General features: G+C 68.8%; 15 protein-coding genes. 5 read left to right on the top strand and 10 right to left on the bottom strand.

Annotated elements, in window-relative coordinates:
- Positions 1-11: 11 nt before the first annotated feature.
- From ACWAT3_RS07620 to ACWAT3_RS07605, 4 genes are all read right to left on the bottom strand, one after another.
- On the bottom strand, positions 12-1,133 hold the full coding sequence (locus tag ACWAT3_RS07620) for an SseB family protein (RefSeq protein WP_460797212.1): 1,122 nt from the start codon (positions 1,131-1,133) through the stop codon (positions 12-14).
- A gap of 46 nt (positions 1,134-1,179) precedes the next feature.
- Positions 1,180-3,612 (bottom strand): ATP-dependent helicase, encoded by a 2,433-nt coding sequence (locus ACWAT3_RS07615; RefSeq protein ID WP_460797210.1) that lies wholly within the window; start codon positions 3,610-3,612, stop codon positions 1,180-1,182.
- A gap of 74 nt (positions 3,613-3,686) precedes the next feature.
- A complete protein-coding gene (locus ACWAT3_RS07610; RefSeq protein WP_460797209.1) occupies positions 3,687-4,715 on the bottom strand; it encodes an ABC transporter permease in 1,029 nt (342 codons plus the stop codon).
- Complete coding sequence (locus ACWAT3_RS07605) at positions 4,712-5,788, bottom strand: ABC transporter ATP-binding protein (RefSeq protein WP_460797206.1); 1,077 nt, start codon at positions 5,786-5,788, stop codon at positions 4,712-4,714. Before ACWAT3_RS07605 ends, ACWAT3_RS07610 begins: the two co-directional genes overlap by 4 nt.
- 114 nt (positions 5,789-5,902) lie before the next feature.
- On the opposite strand from ACWAT3_RS07605, the gene ACWAT3_RS07600 reads away from it, so the two are divergent.
- Complete coding sequence (locus tag ACWAT3_RS07600; protein ID WP_460797204.1) at positions 5,903-6,301, top strand: YccF domain-containing protein; 399 nt, start codon at positions 5,903-5,905, stop codon at positions 6,299-6,301.
- Between the two features lie 25 nt (positions 6,302-6,326).
- Positions 6,327-6,788 (top strand): hemerythrin domain-containing protein, encoded by a 462-nt coding sequence (locus ACWAT3_RS07595; RefSeq protein ID WP_460797202.1) that lies wholly within the window; start codon positions 6,327-6,329, stop codon positions 6,786-6,788.
- Positions 6,789-6,807: 19 nt separating this feature from the next.
- Here the strand turns inward: ACWAT3_RS07595 and ACWAT3_RS07590 are convergent, their stop codons facing one another.
- Positions 6,808-7,791, bottom strand: coding sequence for a glycerophosphodiester phosphodiesterase family protein (locus ACWAT3_RS07590; RefSeq protein ID WP_460797200.1), 984 nt, complete (start codon positions 7,789-7,791; stop codon positions 6,808-6,810).
- Positions 7,792-7,878: 87 nt separating this feature from the next.
- Between ACWAT3_RS07590 and ACWAT3_RS07585 the strand changes: the two genes are divergently transcribed.
- Both ACWAT3_RS07585 and ACWAT3_RS07580 read left to right on the top strand, forming a co-directional pair.
- A complete protein-coding gene (locus ACWAT3_RS07585) occupies positions 7,879-8,784 on the top strand; it encodes a Bax inhibitor-1/YccA family protein (RefSeq protein ID WP_460797198.1) in 906 nt (301 codons plus the stop codon).
- 127 nt (positions 8,785-8,911) lie between these two features.
- The gene (locus ACWAT3_RS07580) at positions 8,912-9,184 is read left to right on the top strand and encodes a GlsB/YeaQ/YmgE family stress response membrane protein (protein WP_460797197.1); all 273 of its coding nucleotides are present in this window, start codon (positions 8,912-8,914) and stop codon (positions 9,182-9,184) included.
- Positions 9,185-9,221: 37 nt separating this feature from the next.
- Here the strand turns inward: ACWAT3_RS07580 and ACWAT3_RS07575 are convergent, their stop codons facing one another.
- Together ACWAT3_RS07575 and ACWAT3_RS07570 are read right to left on the bottom strand one after the other, a co-directional pair.
- Positions 9,222-10,499: an RNA polymerase sigma factor gene (locus tag ACWAT3_RS07575; protein WP_460797196.1), complete on the bottom strand. Its 1,278-nt coding sequence runs from the start codon at positions 10,497-10,499 to the stop codon at positions 9,222-9,224.
- Between the two features lies 1 nt (position 10,500).
- Complete coding sequence (locus ACWAT3_RS07570; protein WP_460797194.1) at positions 10,501-10,926, bottom strand: YciI family protein; 426 nt, start codon at positions 10,924-10,926, stop codon at positions 10,501-10,503.
- Between the two features lie 207 nt (positions 10,927-11,133).
- Here ACWAT3_RS07570 and ACWAT3_RS07565 point away from each other — a divergent pair, with 207 nt between their 5' ends.
- Complete coding sequence (locus tag ACWAT3_RS07565) at positions 11,134-13,164, top strand: TPM domain-containing protein (protein ID WP_460797192.1); 2,031 nt, start codon at positions 11,134-11,136, stop codon at positions 13,162-13,164.
- Between the two features lie 179 nt (positions 13,165-13,343).
- On the opposite strand, the gene guaA is transcribed toward ACWAT3_RS07565, so the two are convergent.
- The 3 genes from guaA to ACWAT3_RS07550 all read right to left on the bottom strand — a co-directional run bounded on the left by guaA (position 13,344) and on the right by ACWAT3_RS07550 (position 20,190).
- Positions 13,344-14,921 (bottom strand): glutamine-hydrolyzing GMP synthase, encoded by a 1,578-nt coding sequence (guaA, locus tag ACWAT3_RS07560; RefSeq protein WP_460797191.1) that lies wholly within the window; start codon positions 14,919-14,921, stop codon positions 13,344-13,346.
- Positions 14,918-15,445 carry a DUF3817 domain-containing protein gene (locus ACWAT3_RS07555; RefSeq protein ID WP_460797189.1) on the bottom strand — a complete coding sequence of 176 codons (528 nt, stop codon included), beginning with the start codon at positions 15,443-15,445 and terminating at the stop codon, positions 14,918-14,920. The genes guaA and ACWAT3_RS07555 overlap by 4 nt, the downstream gene beginning before the upstream one ends.
- Positions 15,446-15,576: 131 nt before the next feature.
- Positions 15,577-20,190 (bottom strand): ExeM/NucH family extracellular endonuclease, encoded by a 4,614-nt coding sequence (locus ACWAT3_RS07550; RefSeq protein ID WP_460797187.1) that lies wholly within the window; start codon positions 20,188-20,190, stop codon positions 15,577-15,579.
- Positions 20,191-20,358 lie beyond the last annotated feature (168 nt).

Here is a 20,358-nt window from a genome sequence, read left to right as displayed (position 1 = left end):
CCGAGTTCGGCTCAGTCGCCGAGATCGACCGCGAGCACCAGCACCGGGGCAAGGGCATCGCGCTCGACGATGATCGACGGGCCGGCGGAATCGACGAGGATCCCGGCCATCTCGGGGTGCGTTGACAGCACCTTCGCGAGCTGCTCGGGGCTGAACGGCATCGGCCGGTCGCCGCGTCCGAGCGCGACCACCTCGAGGGGGTGCGAGAACAGCTGCAGGAATCGCTTGCCATCGGGGGTCTGCGCTTCCGCGATGCCCACCTGGCCGTTCGAGGTGCCGTCGTTGACGGCGACCCATGCCTTGGTCGTCGCGAGCGCCTCGCCGACCTTCGCGGCGGTGTCCGCTGCGCGCGGAGCCGCGAGCAGCGTCTTGATCGTGAGGTCGCCGTCGGTCTGATCGAGGGCGCGCTGCAGCACCTCGGTCGGGAAGACCGCACGGTGGACCCCCGACGCGTTGTCGAGGATCAAACCTGTGAAGCCGCCGTCGATCACCTGCTGGAGGACCGACGTCACGGGTTGGGCGACGGCGGACGTCGCCGTCGGGTCCGTCTCGCGCTGCACGGAATCGCGCACGGATGCGGCGTTGCTGAACGCGAGCATGAAGGAGCGGTCCTCGTCGCGGACGACCGCGATCGACAGCGCTGTGCCCTCGGCGATCTGCGCGCGCGCGTCTCCGTTGACGCGGAGATACAGGTGCCCCTGCATGGCCTGACGGAGCACGCCGAGCAGCTGTTCGTTGGTCGCGCCGGCTTCGACTTCGGCGAGCGCCTCACGCAGCAGGACGTTGTCCTTCATGCCGGGCACGGTCTCGGTCTGCTCGGGCGGAAGAGCCGGCGCCAGCGGCAGCTTGCGCGCGACGGGTGCTGCGGGCGCGGACGCCGCGGGTGCCGAAGGCGCGGCTGCCTGGACCTGCGGGCGCGGCTCGGCCGGTTCGTCGCCGGAGAGCGTCACCTCAGGTCCTGCCTGGGCTCCGACGCCGCGGAACGCCTGCACGGAGATGCCGACCGCGGGGGCGACCGTCTCGGCTTCGGGCTCGTCGACGGGGTGCTCCGCCTCGTCGGCCTCGACCGCGGTCGGCTCGGCGACCGGGACGACGTCGTCGGCGGACTTCTTGCGGCGGGAGAACAGGGCCATGTCAGCCAGCCTAATCGCCGCGGGGACGCCGATCGCGCCGTCGCCGCTACAGCTTCTCGATCGGCGCGATCTTGATGAGCAGCTTCTTCTGGCCCGCGGCGTCGAACCGCACGTGCGCGATGCGCTTTGCGCCCTCACCGGTCACGGCATCCACGCGTCCCTCGCCGAAGTCGTCGTGCCGGATGCGGTCGCCCGGAGCGAGCTCGAGATCGCCGTTGTCGCGCACCTTCGAGGTGACCTTGTTCGGGAACCGATCCATCGACGTGGACAGCGGCTTGAGCGAACCACCGAGCGGTTTCACGCCGAAGCGGTCGCCGCCGCCACCGGGTCGGCGGGCGTTGAGCGCACGCGACTGGGTCCCCCCGCGCGAATTCACATCGCCCGGCGACTGCCGCCAGTCGATCAGACCGGCCGGGATCTCCTGCAGGAACCGGCTCGGCATCGCCACGGTCACTTCGCCGAACTGCGCCCGTGTCATCGCGAGCGACAGATGCAGGCGCTTGCGCGCACGGGTGATGCCGACGTAGAACAGCCGCCGCTCCTCCTGCGGGCCGCCGGGCTCCCCCGCCGAGATGCGGTGCGGGATGAGGTCCTCCTCGACGCCGGTGACGAACACCGCGTCGTATTCGAGGCCCTTGGCGGTGTGCATCGTCATCATCGACACCGAACCGGACTCGTCGTCCAGGTCGTCGGCATCCGACACCAGCGCGACATCGGTGAGGAAGTCGACGATCGTCCCGTCCGGGTTGTTGCGGGCGAAGTCGCGTGTCACGGCCACGAACTCGTCGAGGTTCTCGACCCTGGCCTCATCCTGAGGGTCGCGACTGGCGCGCAGCGCGTCGAGGTAGCCGCTCTTGGCGAGCAGCACGGTCAAGCCGTCTGCGACCGATGTGGCCGGCGGCACCTCGCCGGACGACGGCAGCACGATCTCGGATGCCTCGGCGAGTACGGCGTCCAGGTGACCGATCGCGGCCTGCAGCTTGGGGCCGACGCCGAGCTCGCCCGGTCGCGACAGCGCCTCGCGGAAGGTGATGCCGTGATCCTCGGCGAAGCGGGCGATCGCTGTCTCCGTCACGTCGCCGATGCCGCGGCGCGGCTTGTTCAGGATGCGCCGCAGCGACATCTCGTCCGCGGGGTTCGCGACCGCGACGAGATACGCGAGCGCGTCCTTGATCTCGGCGCGCTCGTAGAACTTCGTGCCGCCCATGATCTTGTACGGGACGGCCGAACGGATGAAGATCTCTTCCAGCGCTCTGGACTGCGAGTTCGTCCGGTAGAACACCGCCATCTCGGAGTAGGGAATCCCCTTGCGGCGCAGGGACTCGACCTCGTCGGCGACGAACTGCGCCTCATCGTGCTGCGAATAGCCGGTGAAGCCGATGATCTGATCGCCATCACCGCGATCCGTCCACAGCTTCTTGTCCTTGCGGTCGAAGTTGTTGCCGATGACGGCGTTCGCCGCGGACAGGATGTTCTGCGTCGAACGGTAGTTCTGCTCGAGGAGAACGACCTTCGCGCCCGGGAAGTCACGCTCGAATTCGCTGATGTTGCGGATGTCCGCGCCGCGGAACGCGTAGATCGACTGATCGCTGTCGCCGACGACGGTGAGCGACGCGCCGGCGAGCTCATCGGCCCCCGAATCCGCTGAAGGCTCGGGCTCGAAGATCATCATGCCGTTGGAGGCATACGGGTCAGGTGCACTCGTCGTCACCGGGCGCGTCAGCTCGTGGATCAGCGCGTACTGGGCATGGTTGGTGTCCTGGTACTCGTCGACGAGGATGTGCCGGAACCGGCGGCGGTACGTGTTGGCGACCTCGGGGAAAGCGCGGAACAGGAACACCGTCTGACCGATGAGGTCGTCGAAGTCGAACGCGTTCGCCTTCTGCAGCTGGCGCTGATAGTCGCCGAAGATCTCGACGAAGAGGCGCTCGGCGGGGTCGGACATGTTCGCCTGACGGGCGTAGGCCTCGGCATCCGACAGCTCGTTCTTGAGCTTCGAGATGCGGGACTGGACGGATGCCGGGGTGAGTCCGTACGCGTCGGCCTCGTGCTCTTTCACGAGCCGCTTGATGAGGGCGCGCGAGTCGCCGGAGTCGTAGATGGTGAAGGTCTTGGTGAAGCCGAACTGCTCGGCCTCGCGCCGCAGGATGCGCACGCATGCGGAGTGGAACGTCGAGATCCACATGCCGCGTGACGCGTCGCCGACCAGGTCTGCCACGCGCTCGCGCATCTCGCCGGCGGCCTTGTTCGTGAACGTGATCGCGAGGATCTGACTGGGCCACGCCTCGCGCCCGCGCAGCAGCGAGGCGATGCGGCGCGTCAGCACGCTCGTCTTGCCCGACCCAGCCCCCGCCACGATGAGCAGCGCGGGGCCGCGATAGGTGACGGCGTCGAGCTGCTGCGGATTGAGGCCGGCGAGGAGGTCGTCCTGCGCCTGGGGTCCTGCTGTTCCGGGAACGATGAGGGGTGCGTCTGTCATGTCGTTTCGAGTCTAGGCGGCGTCGCCGACACCGTGCGGCCGACCGACGACCGCGCTCGGACGCGCGCCAGCGCTCAGGCGATGCGCGTGCCAGGGGGCAGCGTCCGAGCTGGTGTCCTGGTCCGCGCCCAGGCGCCGGCGAAGAGCCCGCCGGCGATGAGGATCTGCACGCCGAGACCGACGAACCAGCTCGGCACGGTTCCCTCCATCGACTCCTCCGGTGTGGGATAGGACACGTCGTGGGAGCTCGAATCGCACTCGTCCCAGCGCTCCTGCTCGACCGGAGACTTCTGCGCCATTCGCACGCCGTACTTGATCTGGCCGAACAGGTCGATCGGGTAGCCGTCAGCGTTGAACTCCGTCGGTGTCGCGTCGGCGAGGACCACGAACGGGTTCGCCGCCAGCACCCACCACACGCGATCGAAGCGCGGGACCTCGTACGTGTAGGTGTCCCACTCGTCGCAGATCGGGTCGCCGCTCGCGTCGTACGGGCGGCTGTAGCTCGTCACTTCGCTGCGGAGCGCCGAACCGGCGAGCCCGAAGACGATGAGCGTCCCGATCGTGAGGGCAGCGACGACGAGATACGTCGCGGCCACCGAGAACAGCGGTCGGGCGATGAGCCCGCTCAGACCGACGCCGATCGCCGCGACGATGACGATCTCGACGGCCAGGACGAGGATCGAGACGAGCAGCACGAGCGGGTCGGCGCCGCCGCCGAGCAGCGCGATCGCCAGGAAGGGCAGCGCCACGAGCAGGAACGCCCCGCCCGTGGCGACCGCCGCGAGCAGCTTTCCCAGCATGATGTCGCCGGTCGAGGCCGCCGTCGCCTGGATCGCCGCGAGCGTCGCCGCCTCGCGATCGCCGTTGATCGCATTGCCGCTGAGCGTCGGCGAGACGAGCACGACGAGCAGCAGCACGACGTTCACGACGATCGAGTAGACACCGGCGCCGATCGCGTCGCCCCAGGAGTAGACCATGAACGCCAGCGCCGTGATGCCGACGAGCAGCACCGCGAACACGCCGAGCAGGATGTACCAGCCGACGCTGCGCAGCCGCTGCGTCAGTTCGAGTCGTGCGATCGTTGCGATGTGCGCGGTGCTCATGCGTCGGCTTCCGTTCCGGACGAGGGCTGCGAGGACGGATGCGGTGGCGACGCGGAATGCGGCGAAGCGGCCGCGGGCGGAGCGGGAGCCTGCGCAACAGGCGCCTGCGGACCCGCACCCCGCGGAACCGCGCTCTGCGGAGCAGCGCCCTGCGGCGCACGGCGCAGGTTGAGGAACGTGTGCTCCAGCTCGCTCTGCGCTGGCGCGAACTCCACGACGGCGAGCCGCGCCTCGACCAGACGCCGCAGCGCATCGGCCGCGGCATCCTCACCGGAGAAGCCGATCAGGACCGCCCCGCGGTCCGCAGCGAGCGACTCCACGGGGATGCCGAGCGCCGACGCCACCTGCCAGGCGTCCGCGGCGAAGCGCTCAGGAGCGGCTCCGGCGAACCGTGCGCGCCACACCCGCGCGGAGGCCTGCGCCGGCGCCGCATCGACGACCTCCCCCGCGACCAGGAACACCGCATCGTCGACGACCTCTTCGAGTTCGGACAGGATGTGGCTGGAGATCAGGATCGTGCGTCCTTCGCCGGCGAGACGGCGAAGGAGGGCGCGCAGCTGCACTCGCGCCTCCGGGTCGAGCCCCGATGCAGGCTCGTCGAGCAGCAGCACCTGCGGGTCGTGCACGAGGGCCCGCGCGAGGCCGAGCTTCTGCTTCTGCCCGCGCGAGAGCACCTTCGCCGGTGCGTCGGCGAGTTCCTGCAGGCCGACCAGTGCGAGCAGTTCGGCGGCACGGGCCGCGGCATCCGGCTTGGGCAGGTCGTACAGCCGCGCGGTCGTCACGAGGGTCTCTCTGGCGGTCAGCGATGGCCAGGCGCCGAGCGCGTCCGGCATCCAGCCCAGCATCCGCCTGGCTGCGAGGGGATCGGTCAGCGGGTCGACGTCGCCGATGCGGATGCTGCCCGCATCCGGCGCGAGCAGCGATGCGAGCATCAGCAGAAGTGTCGTCTTTCCCGCGCCGTTCGGCCCGACGAGGCCTGTCACGCGCCCCGGCGGGGCGTGGAAGCTGGCGCTGCGGACGGCGCGCACATCGCCGAATGATCTGCTGACACCATCGGCGACGATTCCGCTCATGCGGTCATCATGGCATCCGATCGATCTGTGTCGGCGCGACTCGCAGGCGACCCTCAGCCGCGTACCGAAACGCGCACGGGCGGACGATCAGGGACGCACTGGCAGAATCAGAGCATGCGCACCATCCTCAACATCATCTGGGTGATCCTGGCCGGATGGGCCCTGTTCCTCGGGTACGTGCTGGCAGGCATCCTGCTGTGCATCCCCATCATCACGATCCCCTGGGCGATCGCTTCGTTCCGCATCGCCGGCTACGCGATCTGGCCCTTCGGACGCGAGGTCGTCAGCAAGCCGACGGCCGGTGTCGGATCGTTCCTCGGCAACGTCATCTGGGTGATCCTCGCCGGGTGGTGGCTCGCGATCGGGCACATCGTCTCGGGTGTCGCGCTGTGCATCACGATCATCGGCATCCCGATGGGCATCGCCGACTTCAAGCTCGTCCCTGTTTCACTGATGCCGCTGGGCAAGGAGATCGTGCGGTCAGGCACCGGGGGCTTCGACCGCACGCTCTGAGTTCAGCCGCGTCTAGACTGACGCGATGGATGCCGCCCGCCTGGTCGCCTGGGATCAGGAACTCCGCTCGGCGCACAGCCGATTGCGCTCCGCACTGAGCGCGACCCGCGAAGCGCTGGAGGGCCAGGATTCCGTGCCGGATGCCGCATCGGACCTGGTGATGTTCTGCATCGGATTCTGCTCCGCGCTCGACGGTCATCACCTCAGTGAGGATCGGATGCTGCTCCCCGCGCTGCGCGAAGAGCATCCGGAACTGGGCGGCGTCATCGACAAGCTCATGCAGGACCATTCGATGCTGGCGCATCTGCTCGGCGCCCTGCGCGCGGCGGTCGAGCGCGGTGAGGATCGGGCATCGATCGAGCGGCATCTCGACGGCATCGGCGCGATCATGGAGTCGCACTTCCGCTTCGAGGAGCGCGAGATCCTCACGCCCCTGCGCGCGCTCGCTCTCGATGCGGAGGTCCGGGACGTGCTCGGCCCGTTCTGAACTGAGCGGGCAGAGGTGTTCAGCCGCGGAAGAAGGCGACGCCCAGGTCGGGGTGATCGACGAACACCCCGTCGACGCCGGTGCGCGCGATCGCACGCCACTCCCCCTCGTAGTCGCCGTAGTCGCTCCGACCGCCCGTGCTGCGGAACTCCGGCGCGAGGAACGCGTTCTCCGGGCGGCACGTCCAGGTGAAGACGGTGAGACCTCTGGCATGCGCGTCGGCGACGATCGAGTTCGGCTCCAGCAGCATCCGCTTGCTCACGCTGATGCCGTCGACCTGACCGACCAGCCCGTCGAGGCCCGCCGGCGTGACCGTCGCGGGGTACGTCAGCGCCTGCTTCCCGTGCGCGACGAGCAAGTCGTACGGCCGCCCCTTGGCCTCGATCAGATACACGAAGGATGCCGCGACGCCGGCCGACCGCAGCTTCGCGAGCACGGTCGACTCGAACGACTCGACGATCAGCGGCAGCTCTCCCTCCGCCCAGCCAGCTGCGCGCAGGTCGCGCACGATCAGCGGCGCGAGGTCGAGGCCGATGCTCTCGAAGTAGGTCGCGTGCTTGACCTCGAGCACGACGCCGATCTCGCGCCCGTGCCCCGCCGATCCCTCGCGGACGATGTCGAGCACATCGATCAGACGCAGGATCGGCTGCCCCCGATCGAAGCTGGCGCTCGAATGACGCAGCTCAGGCACGCGTTCGCGCACACGGAGGGTGGAGAGCTCGTCCCAGGTGAAGTCCTCCGTGAACCAGCCGGTCTGCGCCTGGCCGTCGATCCGCTTGGTCGTCCGGCGGTCGGCGAACTCCGGGTGGTCCGCGACATCCGTCGTCCCCGAGATCTCGTTCTCGTGGCGGACGACGAGCACGCCGTCGCCTGTCGCGACGATGTCGGGCTCGACCGCGTCGACGCCCATCGCCAGGGCGAGCTCGTAGGCGGACCTGCTGTGCTCGGGCCGATACCCCGATGCGCCGCGATGACCGATGACGAGGGGCGCATTCCTGGGCATGCTCTCAGCGTAGAACAGCGCACGCGGCCGGCAGCCCGGGTACTGTGGATACAAGCGATATCAAGACCCCCTTGGAGTGAGGCCACGATGAGCAACTTCGCATTCAACAACCCTGCTTTCCAGCAGCAGGACCCGCGCAATGTCGCGACGTATCCGGGCGGACCGCAGGCGGCTCAGGGTGCGCAGGCGGCGTCGTTCCAGCACGCCAGTGTGGATGCCGCAACGAACGCACAGCTGGAGGGCATGTACGCAGCCCCCGCCGCCGGTGCGGTCGAGACCGACCGGATGAGCGTCGAGGACACCGTCTGGAAGACCGTCGGACTGTTCGTCGTGCTGCTCGCCGCGGCCGCCGTCGGCTGGGTCTGGACCGCCACGAGCTTCTACAACACGGGCGAGGCGAACCTCGTGCCGTGGATGGTCGGCGCCCTGGGCGGCTTCGTGCTCGCCATGGTCGTGACCTTCACGTCGCGCAAGAAGGTCCGCCCCGCGCTGATCTTCGGCTACGCGGCCTTCGAGGGGCTGTTCGTCGGCGCGATCTCGGCGTTCTTCGAGATCATCTGGCCCGGCATCGTCATGCAGGCGACGCTCGCGACGTTCTCCGTGGTGGGTGTGACGCTCGCGCTCTTCGCCAGCGGCAAGATCCGCGCCTCCAAGAAGATGACCAAGATCGTGATGATCGCGATGGTCGGCTACCTCGTCTTCTCGGTGCTGAACCTCATCCTGATGTGGACGGGCCTCCTCCCGGCCGGTCAGGCCTTCGGCCTCTACAGCGCCACGATCGCCGGCATCCCGCTCGGCCTGATCATCGGTGTCCTGGTCGTCTTCATGGCCGCCTACTCGCTGGTGCTCGACTTCGACCAGATCCAGCAGGGCGTCCGCAACGGCGCCCCCCGCAAGTACGGCTGGCTCGGTGCCTTCGGCATCATGGTCACGGTCGTCTGGCTGTACGTCGAGATCCTGCGCATCATCGCCATCGTTCGCGGCAGCAACTGACGCCGCGAATCCGCATCACGCAAGGCCCGTCTCTTCGGAGGCGGGCCTTCCGCGTTGTCAACGGGTTGCCGTGCGGTCGCGCCCCCGCGAGTCTGGGTACACCGATCATAGAAAAGGAGCACACATCATGAGCTTCCTCGGATTCCTCCTGCTCGGACTCATCGCCGGCGCACTCGCGAAGCTGATCCTTCCGGGCAAGCAGGGCGGCGGCTGGTTCGTCACCCTTCTGCTGGGCGTCGTCGGCGCGCTGCTCGGCGGCTGGCTGGGCAGCCTGCTGCTGAACCGCCCGCTCACCGAGTTCTGGGACCTCGGCACCTGGTTGCTCGCCATCGGCGGTGCGATCATCGTGCTCGTGATATACGGGCTCATCGTCGGTCGCGGCCAGAAGGTCAACGACTGACCCCGCGCTCGCACCGTTTTGGTACCGCGCCGACGGCTCAGCCGCGCGCCTTCGCCTCCAGAAGGGCGCGTTCGCGGTCGTTTCCCGCCAGCCGGGCGGCGACCGCGAACGCGGCGCGTGCCTCGGCATCCCGTCCCATCCGCAGGAGCAGCTCGCCTCTCGTCGCCGGCAGCAGGTGGTAACCCCTCAGCGCACCGGATGCCGCGAGTCGATCGATCTCGCGCAGGGCGGATTCCGGGCCGGTCGCCATCGCGATCGCAGCTGCGCGATTGAGATCGACGACCGGTGACGGGGCGATCCGCCCGAGCGCCTCGTACAGCACGACGATGCGGTCCCAATCCGTCTCGTCGACGGACGCCGCAATCGCATGGCACTCGGCAATCGCGGCCTGCAGCCCGTACGCGGTGCGGGCGCCGAGAGCATCCGCGCGGGCGAGGGAGGAACGACCGGCGGCGATGCGCCGTCGGTCCCAGCGGCGGCGATCCTGATCGGCGAGCAGCACGGGGTCGCCGTTCGCGTCGACCCGCGCCGGAAAGCGCGCCGCTGTCAGCTCCATGAGCGCCAGGATGCTGTGCGCGTCACGCTGCTCGGGCAGCAGGGCCACGAGCACACGGGCGAGGCGGATCGCCTCGATGCTGAGCTCGGGGCGCATCCACTCCGCACCGCTCGACGCCGCATGCCCCTCGTTGAAGATGAGGTAGAGCACGCCGAGCACGGCACCCAGGCGCGCGGGCTGCTCTTCGCGGGCCGGCACCTCGAACGGCACGTTCGCGGCGGCCAGGGTCTTCTTGGCCCGCACGATGCGCTGCTGGACGGTCGCGGTCGGGATCATGAACGCCCGCGCGATCTCCTCGCTGGAGAGACCGGCGACCACGCGCAGCGTCAACGCCACCTGCGCCTCACGGGAGAGCACGGGGTGGCACGAGATGAACACGAGACGCAGCACGTCGTCGTCGATCTCGTCCGGGTCCCACGGGTCGGCGTCCGCGGCATCCGCCTGTTCGCGCTCGAGATCGTGCGCGAGCGCGGCCACGCGATCGTCGAACCGTTCCTGACGACGCCAGGCGTCGATCGCCCTCCGCTTCGCCACGGCGATGAGCCAGGCCGCCGGGTTGCGTGGAACGCCCTCGGACGGCCACTGCTTCAGCGCCTCGACGAGTGCCTCCTGAGCGAGGTCCTCGGCGAGTGAGAAGTCGCCGACCATTCGGGTGAGCGTCGCGGTGATCTTGGCGGACTCGATCCGCCACACGGCGGCGAGGTCGCGCTCCACGTTCTCCGCGGAGCGCGCCCTCGGCGCGATCGTGCTGTCGGACATGTCAGCTCTGGGCGCGCTGCGCCTGCTCCTCGCGCCAGCCCTCTTCCTTCTGGATCCATTCGTTGTCCTCGGGGAAGTCGCTCATGTCGGTGACGCGACGCACCTCGAGGAACGACCCCGGGCCGAGCGGGGCGCGCTTGGCCCACTCCGCCGCCTCTTCGCGGGAAGAGACCTCGACGATCCAGAAGCCGTTGAACAGCTCCTTCGTCTCTCCGTAGGGGCCGTCCGTGACGAGCGGAGCCTCAGCGGAGAAGTCGACGACGAAGCCCTCAGCGGCATCCGTCAGGCCCTCGCCTGCAGCGAGCACGCCCGCCTTGATCATCGACTCGTTGTACTTCCCCATCGCCTCGATGACCTGCTCGAAGGGGATGTCCTTGAACGCCTCGACGCCGGAGTCGTCTGCACGCATGATCAGCATGTACTTCATGATGGTTCTCCTTGATCCTGGGGCCGTGTCTCGACCCTCTCACTGAAGACGTCGAACGGGAAGACGCCGGATCGACACGGCATCCGAAATTCTTTCGACATTCGTCGCGGCCGTCTTCCGCACTCTTCGTGGGCGCCGGGCCGTGTCGCGTCGCCGTGGCATGATTGCCCGGAGCAGATTCTCCGGGGGGAAGCGATGAAGAATCGGATGCGCCGCGCGACTGTCATCGTGGCCGCGGTGCTGAGCGCGTTGATCGTCGGCGGCGCGGCCTCCGCGCACGCCGAGCCGCCGCTCGATCTCGATGCCGGTCACATCACGGACGTCTCCGATGTGCTCAGTGAGGCCGACGAGGCCCGGTTGGAAGTGCAGCTCGACGAGTTGGCGGCCGCCGACGATCGCCCCGAGCTGTTCGTCGTGCTCGTGCCCGAATTCGACGACCCGAGCAACGCGCTCGCCTGGGCGGACGACACCGCCGAGCGCAACAACCTCGCGCCGGATCAGTACCTGCTGGCGATCGCTACCGACGGCCGCAGTCTCGCGATCTCGGCGGAGTACGGGGGTGGCGACGTCGCCGCTGGTCCTCTCTCCGAGTCCCGCGTGCTCGACATCGAGGAAGCCCTCGGGTCGGAGTATCTGGCCGACGACGACTGGGCGAGCGGAATCGCATACGTCGCCGACGAGTTCGACAAGGTCCCGTGGCCGTGGTGGGTCTGGTTGCTCGGGCTCGCCGGACTCGCGCTGATCATCTTCCTCGTGACGCAGCTCGTGCTGTTCCTCCGACGTCGCACCGCGCTGGCGGCGGAGCTGCGGACCTTGGAAGGGCAGAAGAAGCGCGCCGCCCGTCAGCTGGTGCAGACCGATGAGGCGGTGCGCACCAGCGAGCAGGAGCTCGGCTTCGTGACGGCCGAGTTCGGCGACGAGACGACCGCCGAGTTCGCGTCGGTGCTGACCGACTGCCGCGCGCGGCTGCAGGAGGCCTTCCAGCTTCTCGAGACGCTTCAGGATGCTGAGGAGGACAGCACCTCAGAGACACGCACCTGGACGGACACGATCATCCGGCTGTGCGGCGAGGTGGACGGCGCCCTGGAGGGGCGCAAGCGCGAGCTGGCGTCGTTGCGCGCTCTCGCGGACGGGGCCGCGGAGACCCTGACCAGGCTGAGAGCCGAGCGAGAGTCCGCGGTAGCATTCGTTGGCGAAGCGGCGGACCGGGTCGCCTCTCTCGCCGCGACGTTCTCCGCCGCTGCGTTGGCCGGGGTATCCGACAACCCCGAAGAGATCCGCGGCAGGCTGAGCGCCGCCGACCTGCAGCTCGACGCCCTGCAGAAGGCCGTCGACGCGCGCCGACCCCGGGCGATCACCGAGGCCGTGCACGAGATCGAGCGACTGCTCGCCGAGGCCAGGGACCTGCGCGACGCTGTCGGGGCCGAGGCAGACGCTATCGCCGCGCGAGCGGGGGCGGGAGGCATGGGGACGCGGGCGGGAGGCGCGAGAGGGGTGCTGCCGGGAGGTCCGGCGGTCGCATCGCCGGAGACGGAAGGGGCTGCAGCACCGGAGACGGCTGCCGAAGCACCGATCGCCGCGTCCGGGTCGACCCTCGATCGCGCGAAGGCGACCGTGCGGGCCGCCGAGCTCTCAGTGCAGGGGAGGACCGGCGAGGTGAGCTCGTTCCCGTTGACCCGCCTCTACTTCGCCCAGCGTCAGCTCGCCGCGGCGACCGATGCCGCGGGCACCGCGGATGCCGAGATCCACGCGGCATCCGCCCTCGCAGCGGCCGAGCAGGTGCAGAGCCTCGTCGGCGCTCCCGTCGCGTCCGAGAGCCGCCGGTTCGTCCGGTCCTCGCCGTCGAACGGGAGGACCGCCGTGATGTACGACTCGCCGTCGTCCGGCACGAGCGGAACCTCGGATGGGAAGCGCTCCTACGCCTACGAGGAGGACGAGGGCCGCGGCGGGAAGGCCGTCTGGGGCGGCGTCGGCGGCGGGGTCGTCGGACTGATCAGCAGCGTGAGCATCGCCGGAGACGAGCCTGGGCTCGTCATCATGTTCGTGATCGGCGGCGTCGTGCTCGGCGCGCTCTCCGGTGCGTTCGGCCGCGAGGGCGGCGGGGGCGGCAGCAGCTCATCCGGGTGGGGTGGTTCGTCACGATCGCGTTCCTCCTGGGGCGGCTCCTCGCGCTCGTCGTCCAGCCGGTCCTCCGGCGGAAGCCGCTCCTCCGGGCGCTCCGGCGGCCGCCGCTTCTGAGCACGCGGATCTTGGCGGCGTTTGCCTGACCGGCGTCCCTTGCGTCGGAGAACTACGCGATGTCGGGGGCATCCCCGCCATTCCGTCCGACGCACGAGAGTTCTCCGACGCACGGCACGCACGCGTGCGTCGGAGACAACACAGGAGCGGATGCCGAGGCATCCGCTCCTGTGTTCACATCACTCCCACTCGATGGTTCCCGGGGGCTTCGACGTGACGTCGAGCACGACCCGGTTGACTTCGCGCACCTCGTTCGTGATGCGGTTGGAGATCTTGGAGAGCACGTCGTAGGGCAGACGCGTCCAGTCGGCCGTCATGGCGTCCTCGCTCGACACCGGACGCAGCACGATCGGGTGACCGTACGTGCGGCCGTCACCCTGGACGCCCACCGAACGGACATCGGCGAGCAGCACCACAGGGCACTGCCAGATCTGCTGGTCCAGCCCCGCCTTGGTCAGCTCCTCGCGCGCGATGGCGTCGGCCTCACGCAGAAGCTCGAGGCGGTCAGCGGTGACCTCACCCACGATGCGGATGCCGAGGCCGGGGCCCGGAAACGGCTGACGTCCGACGATCGCCTCCGGCAGGCCGAGGTCGCGTCCGATCTGACGCACCTCGTCCTTGAACAGGGTGCGCAGCGGCTCGATGAGCTCGAAATCGAGGTCATCGGGGAGCCCGCCGACGTTGTGGTGCGACTTGATGTTCGCCGTGCCGGTGCCGCCGCCGGACTCGACGACATCCGGGTAGAGGGTGCCCTGCACCAGGAACTTGACCGGCTCGCCGGATGCCTTGGCCTCGTCGACGAGGTCGCGCTGCACCTTCTCGAACGCGCGGATGAACTCGCGGCCGATGATCTTGCGCTTCTCCTCGGGGTCGGTGACCCCGGCGAGGAATCCGAGGAACGTGTCCGCAGCATCCACCGTGATCAGACGCACACCGGTCGAGGCGACGTAATCCTGCTCGACCTGCTCGCGCTCGCCCTTGCGCAGCAGACCGTGGTCGACGAAGACCGCCGTCAGCTGGTCGCCGATCGCGCGGTGCACGAGCGCCGTCGAAACGGCGGAGTCGACGCCGCCGGAGAGCGCCGAGATGACGCGCGCAGAACCGACCTGCTCGCGGATGCGGGCGACCTGCTCCTCGATGACGTTGCCGCTGTTCCAGTCGGCGGCGAGACCGGCCGCCTTGTGCAGGAAGTTCTCGATGACCGCCTGGCCGTGGTCGGAGTGTTTGACCTCTGGATGCCACTGCACGCCGTAGAAGCACTTCTCGGCGCTCCCGAAGGCGGCGACGGGCGTCGCGTCCGTGGAGGCCAGCACTTCGAAGCCCTCCGGCGCCTTGGCGACCTGGTCGCCGTGGCTCATCCAGACGTTCTGGTTGCTCGGCTGTCCACCGAGCAGAACTCCACCGTCTCCGGTGAGCGCGGCATCCGTGGCGCCATACTCGCGCAGGCCGGTGTTCGCGACCTCGCCGCCGAGCGCGCGCGCCATGACCTGGAAGCCGTAGCAGATGCCCAGCGTCGGGATGCCGAGGTCGAAGATGCCCCCGTCCAGCGACGGCGCGCCCTCTTCGTACACCGACGACGGGCCGCCGGACAGGATCAGCGCGACCGGGCTCTGCGCCGCGATCTCGGCGGCCGTGACCGTGTGCGGGACGATCTCGCTGTAGACGCCCGCTTCGCGGACGCGGCGGGCGATCAGCTGTGCGTACTGGGCGCCGAAGTCGACGACGAGTACCGGACGCTGGGCGGTGTCAGCGCTCATCGCGCGGCCTCCTGGGTTTCTGAGGACGAGGCGGCGACGGCCGCCTCACGGGAAGCAAGATAGGTCTTCACCTCACGGGAGACCTTGGCCTCCATGAAGAACGACAGCAGCGGCACGATGCCGCCGAGGGCGAGCATGATGAACCGCGGGAAGGTCCAGCGCATCAGGCTCCACACCCGGAAGCACGCGAACAGGTACACGACGTAGAACCAGCCGTGCGCGACGAGGATCGTCAGGGAGAGGTTCACCCCACCGGCGGTCTGACCGGTGGATTCGAGGTCGCATCCCATGCCCCCGGGGACGAACAGCGAGTACCACTGGCATCCGTCGCCGACGATCACCGGTGCGAACCAGAGGAGACCACCCGATCCGCCGGCGAAGAGCTCGACGTGGATGGGGCTGTACTTGAGGATCATCTCGGCCAGCAGCAGGAGCAGCATGACGCCCGTGATGATCGAGGCGATCTGGTAGAACTTCAGCGCCCCGCGGATCTTCGGGAAGGAGGCGGCTTTCGGTTCGGGCATGGGGTCCAGTCTACCCGCGCACCGGCACTGCTTCTGGCGCGCTGGCGGCGCCCGACGACCGTTCGGATGCCGCAGCAGACGACGGAGGCCGCCGGGAGCGATTCCGGCGGCCTCCGTTGCGGTTCAGCGGATCAGAACCATCCGGTGATCAGATCCCAGATCCAGTCCAGGACGTCGCGCACCACACCGCCGGCACGGTTGACCGTGACCGTCGCCGTGGCGCTGTCGCCGTCGGCCTGCGAGACCTCGACCGTGTACTTGCCCGGCTGCGCGTTCTTCGGGACGGTGACGGATGCCTGGAACGACCCGTCCTCGCCCACGACGACGTCGCCGAGATCGATCGCCGCGCCCTTCTTGGGCTGCAGCTCGATCGAGACCGTCTCGCCCGGCTCGAAGTCGGCGCCTGCGACGCTGAGCTTCTTGCCCGCCGAGATCTTCTTCGGCACCTCGATGGTCCCGGCGAACTCGACCGGCTCTGAGCCGGCGATCGTGAACGGCACCTGCACGCTCGTGCCGGTGTCGGCGACGGAGACGGTGAGCTGCTGCTCACCGAACACGCCGTCCGGAACCGTGAACGCCAGGCTCGCGCGCCCCGCCTCGTCGGTCGTGTCGACGATCGTCGGATCGATCTGCCCCGAGACGAGCGCCGTGTCGCCGAGCGACACCGCCGCCTCGGCACCGTTCGCCTCACCCGCGCTGAAGTTCAGCGAGGAGAGCGCGATCGTCACCTGGTCGCCGGCGCTGTAGCCATCGGCATCCGCGGGGCTCAGCGTCACACCGACAGCGCGCTGCGCGAGATCGGGCGTGGCCGTTCCGTTCGCGTCGAACCAGTCGACCATCGAGGCGAGATCGACCTTGCCCGTGTCTGCCTTGTTCGTCCCGTCGGCGAATGCGGAGAAGTTGTCTCCCCCGGCTGCGAGGAACGAATTCGCCGCCACCGAGTACGTCGCCGCCGGGTCGATCGGCGTTCCATCGAGCGAGATCGACGTGATCCGCTCCCCCGCCGCCGCGGCCGGGTCGTAGGTGTACACCAGACCCTCCGAGACGCCGAGCTTCAGGAAGGGACGGCTCGCGCCAGCGGGCTGCCACTGCTGCTCGAGCACGTTCTTCAGCTGGACTCCGGTGAGATCCAGCGTGACGAGCGTGTTGGCGAACGGCTGCACCGTCGCCGCCTCGCGGAAGGTGACGTTGCCGTCCGGGTCGGCCGCACCGGCGCTCGCGTATGCGAGATTGGCGCGGATTCCGCCCGGGTTCATCAGGGCGATGTCGGCCCCTGTGGACCACTTCTGCACATCGGCGACGAAGTTGCCGATCGTCGACTCGCCACCGCGGTTCTCAGCACCGGTCGACTGCCGCGCACGGTTGAAGTCCGCCGTGATCTCGCCGACCTTCTCGGCGCCGAGCACGTCGGCCTCGGCCTTGGCCGCGTCGACGATGGCCTGCACGTCGACGAGCGCCGGGTACAGCGGCTTCCCCGCCTCGGTGAGGGGCTTGATCTCGTTCGTGATCGAGATGAGCTCCTTCGACTCGGCATCCACCTGCAGGTTCATCAGACCGAAGTTCTCGCCGTACTGACCGGCCGAGACGACGGGGCGTCCGTCGATCACGTGGTTGTACGCGAGGTGAGTGTGCGCCGAGACGATCGCGCTCACACTGTCATCCACACCGGCGACGATCTCGCCGAGCGCGGATTCCGGAGTGATGCTCGCGACATCGGTGCTCGTCGCCCCCTCGTGGACGAGGAGGATCAGCACGTCGGCTTCGCCGTTCGCCGCGTCACCATCGGTGAGGTCCGCCGCGACCGCGTTCACCGAGTCGGTGATGCTGCGCACCTCGAGCTCGGCGATGCCGTCCGGCGACACCAGGGAGTCGAGCTCCTCGGTGACCGCGCCGATGAAGCCCACCGTGACGCCGTCGAGCTCGGTCACCCAGGCCGGAGCGAGCGCAGGCTCGCCCGTCTCGGTCACGAACACGTTGGCGCTGATGTACTCCCAGTCCGCGCGGTCCTGGATGCGGCCCTCGAGGTCCTCCCAGCCCTGATCGAACTCGTGGTTGCCGGCGGCGCTGACATCCAGCCCTGCCGCGTTGAGCGCGTCGATGGTGGGGTTGTCGTCCTGGATGAACGACGTGAACGTCGACGCGCCGACCAGGTCGCCCGCGGCAGCGAACACGGTGTTCGGGTTCGCCTCGCGCTGCTGCTGCACAGCACCGGCGAGCACGGCGGCGCCTGCCGCTGCGCCGTCGGCCTCGATCCGACCGTGGAAGTCGTTGATCGTGACGATGTCGATTGACACCGGCGGGATCTCGCTCGAGATGCCGACGATGACGGGGTCGTGGTCGCTGGAGCGGAACGGCGTGCCTGCCTCGGTGGCGCCGAACGCGTAACCGCGGTCGCTCCACTCCGGCGAGTTGATCGCCCACACGTCGGTGCCGGTCACGGATGACGTCAAGGACGGCGACGCGATCGCGTGGTCGAGCGAACCGAGCTCGCCGTCGAACGTGTAGGTGTACTGCCCGGCAGCGTTCGCCGGAACCAGGTCGGTCCAGCCGGCCTGCGCGAACACGTCGATCGGGTCTTCCTGGCCGTAGGCGTTGAAGTCGCCGAGCAGCAGGATGTCGGAGCTACCGCTTGTCTCGGCGATCGTCTGGGTGAAGCCGAGCAGCGACTGCGCCTGAGCGACGCGGTCCGCGTTGAAGAAGCCCTGCCCATCGGCCGGCTCCGTCCCGCCGCCGGAGGGCGGGGACTTCGACTTGAAGTGGTTCGCGACGACGGAGACGATCTTGCCGTCGACGTCGAACGTCTGCGCGATGGGCTCGCGGGCGTTGTCCCACACGGTCTCATCGACGACGGTGGCGCTGTCGCCCACCGGCGTCACGGCATCCGTCTTGTAGATGATCGCGTTCGTGATCACGTCGGTGTCCGTGTCGAGCAGCGCCGCCGGTGTCGGCACGTACGCCCACACCGCGGAGCCGGCGTCCGCGTTCAGCCCGTCGACGAGATCGGCCAGCGCGGTGTCTGCCGGCTTGCCGAAGTGGATCGAGTTCTCGATCTCCATGAGCGACACGACATCCGCACCCAGAGCGTTGATCGCGGTGACGATCTTCGACTTCTGGATCGCGAACTCCTCGGCCGTCTCGGCGCCACGGGCGTTCGAGTTCTCGCTGGTGAGGGTCGTGAAGTAGTTGTAGACGTTGAAGGCGCCGACCTGCACGTCTCCACCGACCTCGGGCGCGGCATCCGTGCGCGGGTTCTGCGCCGTGAAGGTCGCCTTGTAGGAGGCGTCGCTCGTGTCATCGATCGGGACGACGGGCTGCAGTCTCCAGTCGTCGAACCCGTACTGCAGGACGTAGCCGGATTCAGCGAAGTCCACAGAGTCGCCGCCCCGGACGACGGTGTCTGTCGTGAAGTACGGCTGCTCCCCCGGGTGCGCGTTGCTGGTCACCTGGGAGGACCAACCGTCGTCGAGGAGGATGCGCTCGGCGCGGTTCTCGGCGGCGATCGCGTTCGCGGCGTCACCGGGGCGCGTGGTCTCGGTGCTCTTCACATTCAGCTCGCCAGGGTTCAGCCACAGCGTGCCGTAGTTGTACAGCTGATGACTGGAGGCGAGGAGATACGAGCCGGTCGGAGCCACGAGCATGTTCTCGTAGGCCTCGCGGTCGGCGCCGATGGCGGTGTCGGCGAGCGGCGTCGGCGCCGGAAGGCCGGCATCGGCGGTGACGACGGCGACATCCGAGACGGATGCCGGGTTGATCTGCGTCTGCCCGTAGTACTCGCTGACCGTGCCGGTGACCGACACGAGGTCGCCGATCTCGAGCGTCGGCGCCAGGGCGTTCAGGTACACGAAGACGCCGTCCGAGATGCCGGGTGTCGCGTCGGTCTCGCCGCCGGAGCCCTGGGTCTGGATCGAGATGCCCTTGTAGCCGCCGGTGCGGTAGTCGCCCGTGACGATGCCCTCGACCGTGACGTTCTGGCCGTTCAGCGGCGAGACGTCGCCCTGGCCCTGCACCTCGGCGATCGAGACGGCGGTGGGCTCTTCCGGCTCCTCGGGCTCTTCCGTTCCCCCGCCGGAGCTCTGCGGCGTGATCGTCGCGGAGAGCGTGAAGTCGGCGCTGTTGTCGTCGGTGTCCGCGCCATCGGTGCGGTTCAGGGACTTGACGTCGGTGTTGCCCGCCGGCGCCGTGGCCCTGGCAGTCTCGAACGTGTTGGAGGTGCCGTAGCCGAGCAGGTCGATGACCCCGTCGACGTCCGCGATCGAGCCGGGGGTGAGGTTCACGGCCGCGGTGCCCTCGACGAGCGCGATGGTTCCGGTCGTTCCGCTCGGGTTCAGCGAGCTCACGACATCCGCCGCCGGCAGCGCCTGTCCGTTCGATCCGTTGCTGCCGCCCTGCACGAGGAAGTGCCCCCCGGAGGGGATGACGCCCGTGAGCGCCGCGACACCGGAGAAGTTCCCGGTACCGGTCGCCGAGCGGTACTGCAGCGACAGACCGTCCAGGGTGACGGGCTCGCTCGTCGGGTTGTACAGCTCGACGAACTTGTTCGTGAACTGCGCACCGGCGCTGCCGCCGGAGAGGTACGCCTCATTGATGACGACCCCTGTTCCGGTCGTGTTCGCAAAGGCGGGAGTCGCGATCAGCGCGCCGGCGCCCAGAGCGGCGACGCAGGTCACGGCGAGGACGCGGATGCGCCCCCGACTGCGGAAGGACGCCGGAACCGTACGGTTCCCGGCATCGGGGGCTGGCATCATCGTTGCTGTCTCCTCGGTCGGGTGGTGTGGCGGCTCTCGTGAATCCGCCGCCCGTGGGCGCGCACAGCGCGCACACATAATCGGGAGCATAGGGAGGGCCGAGGACAGGAGCAACGGTGTTCGCCGAATCGTCATCGTCTGCTCATGCAATCGCCTCAGAAGCGCTCA

The sequence above is a fragment of the Microbacterium sp. GXF0217 genome (genome assembly GCF_054798195.1).
This window is presented reverse-complemented; position numbering and strand designations above follow the sequence as displayed.

Excerpts from the sequence above, each read along its gene's own strand:
- ACWAT3_RS07620 (WP_460797212.1), bottom strand. The coding sequence starts at position 1,133 with ATGGCCCTGTTCTCCCGCCGCAAGAAGTCCGCCGACGACGTCGTCCCG.
- ACWAT3_RS07615 (WP_460797210.1), bottom strand. The coding sequence starts at position 3,612 with ATGACAGACGCACCCCTCATCGTTCCCGGAACAGCAGGACCCCAGGCG.
- ACWAT3_RS07610 (WP_460797209.1), bottom strand. The coding sequence starts at position 4,715 with ATGAGCACCGCGCACATCGCAACGATCGCACGACTCGAACTGACGCAG.
- ACWAT3_RS07605 (WP_460797206.1), bottom strand. The coding sequence starts at position 5,788 with ATGAGCGGAATCGTCGCCGATGGTGTCAGCAGATCATTCGGCGATGTG.
- ACWAT3_RS07600 (WP_460797204.1), top strand. The coding sequence starts at position 5,903 with ATGCGCACCATCCTCAACATCATCTGGGTGATCCTGGCCGGATGGGCC.
- ACWAT3_RS07595 (WP_460797202.1), top strand. The coding sequence starts at position 6,327 with ATGGATGCCGCCCGCCTGGTCGCCTGGGATCAGGAACTCCGCTCGGCG.
- ACWAT3_RS07590 (WP_460797200.1), bottom strand. The coding sequence starts at position 7,791 with ATGCCCAGGAATGCGCCCCTCGTCATCGGTCATCGCGGCGCATCGGGG.
- ACWAT3_RS07585 (WP_460797198.1), top strand. The coding sequence starts at position 7,879 with ATGAGCAACTTCGCATTCAACAACCCTGCTTTCCAGCAGCAGGACCCG.
- ACWAT3_RS07580 (WP_460797197.1), top strand. The coding sequence starts at position 8,912 with ATGAGCTTCCTCGGATTCCTCCTGCTCGGACTCATCGCCGGCGCACTC.
- ACWAT3_RS07575 (WP_460797196.1), bottom strand. The coding sequence starts at position 10,499 with ATGTCCGACAGCACGATCGCGCCGAGGGCGCGCTCCGCGGAGAACGTG.
- ACWAT3_RS07570 (WP_460797194.1), bottom strand. The coding sequence starts at position 10,926 with ATGAAGTACATGCTGATCATGCGTGCAGACGACTCCGGCGTCGAGGCG.
- ACWAT3_RS07565 (WP_460797192.1), top strand. The coding sequence starts at position 11,134 with ATGCGCCGCGCGACTGTCATCGTGGCCGCGGTGCTGAGCGCGTTGATC.
- guaA (WP_460797191.1), bottom strand. The coding sequence starts at position 14,921 with ATGAGCGCTGACACCGCCCAGCGTCCGGTACTCGTCGTCGACTTCGGC.
- ACWAT3_RS07555 (WP_460797189.1), bottom strand. The coding sequence starts at position 15,445 with ATGCCCGAACCGAAAGCCGCCTCCTTCCCGAAGATCCGCGGGGCGCTG.
- ACWAT3_RS07550 (WP_460797187.1), bottom strand. The coding sequence starts at position 20,190 with ATGATGCCAGCCCCCGATGCCGGGAACCGTACGGTTCCGGCGTCCTTC.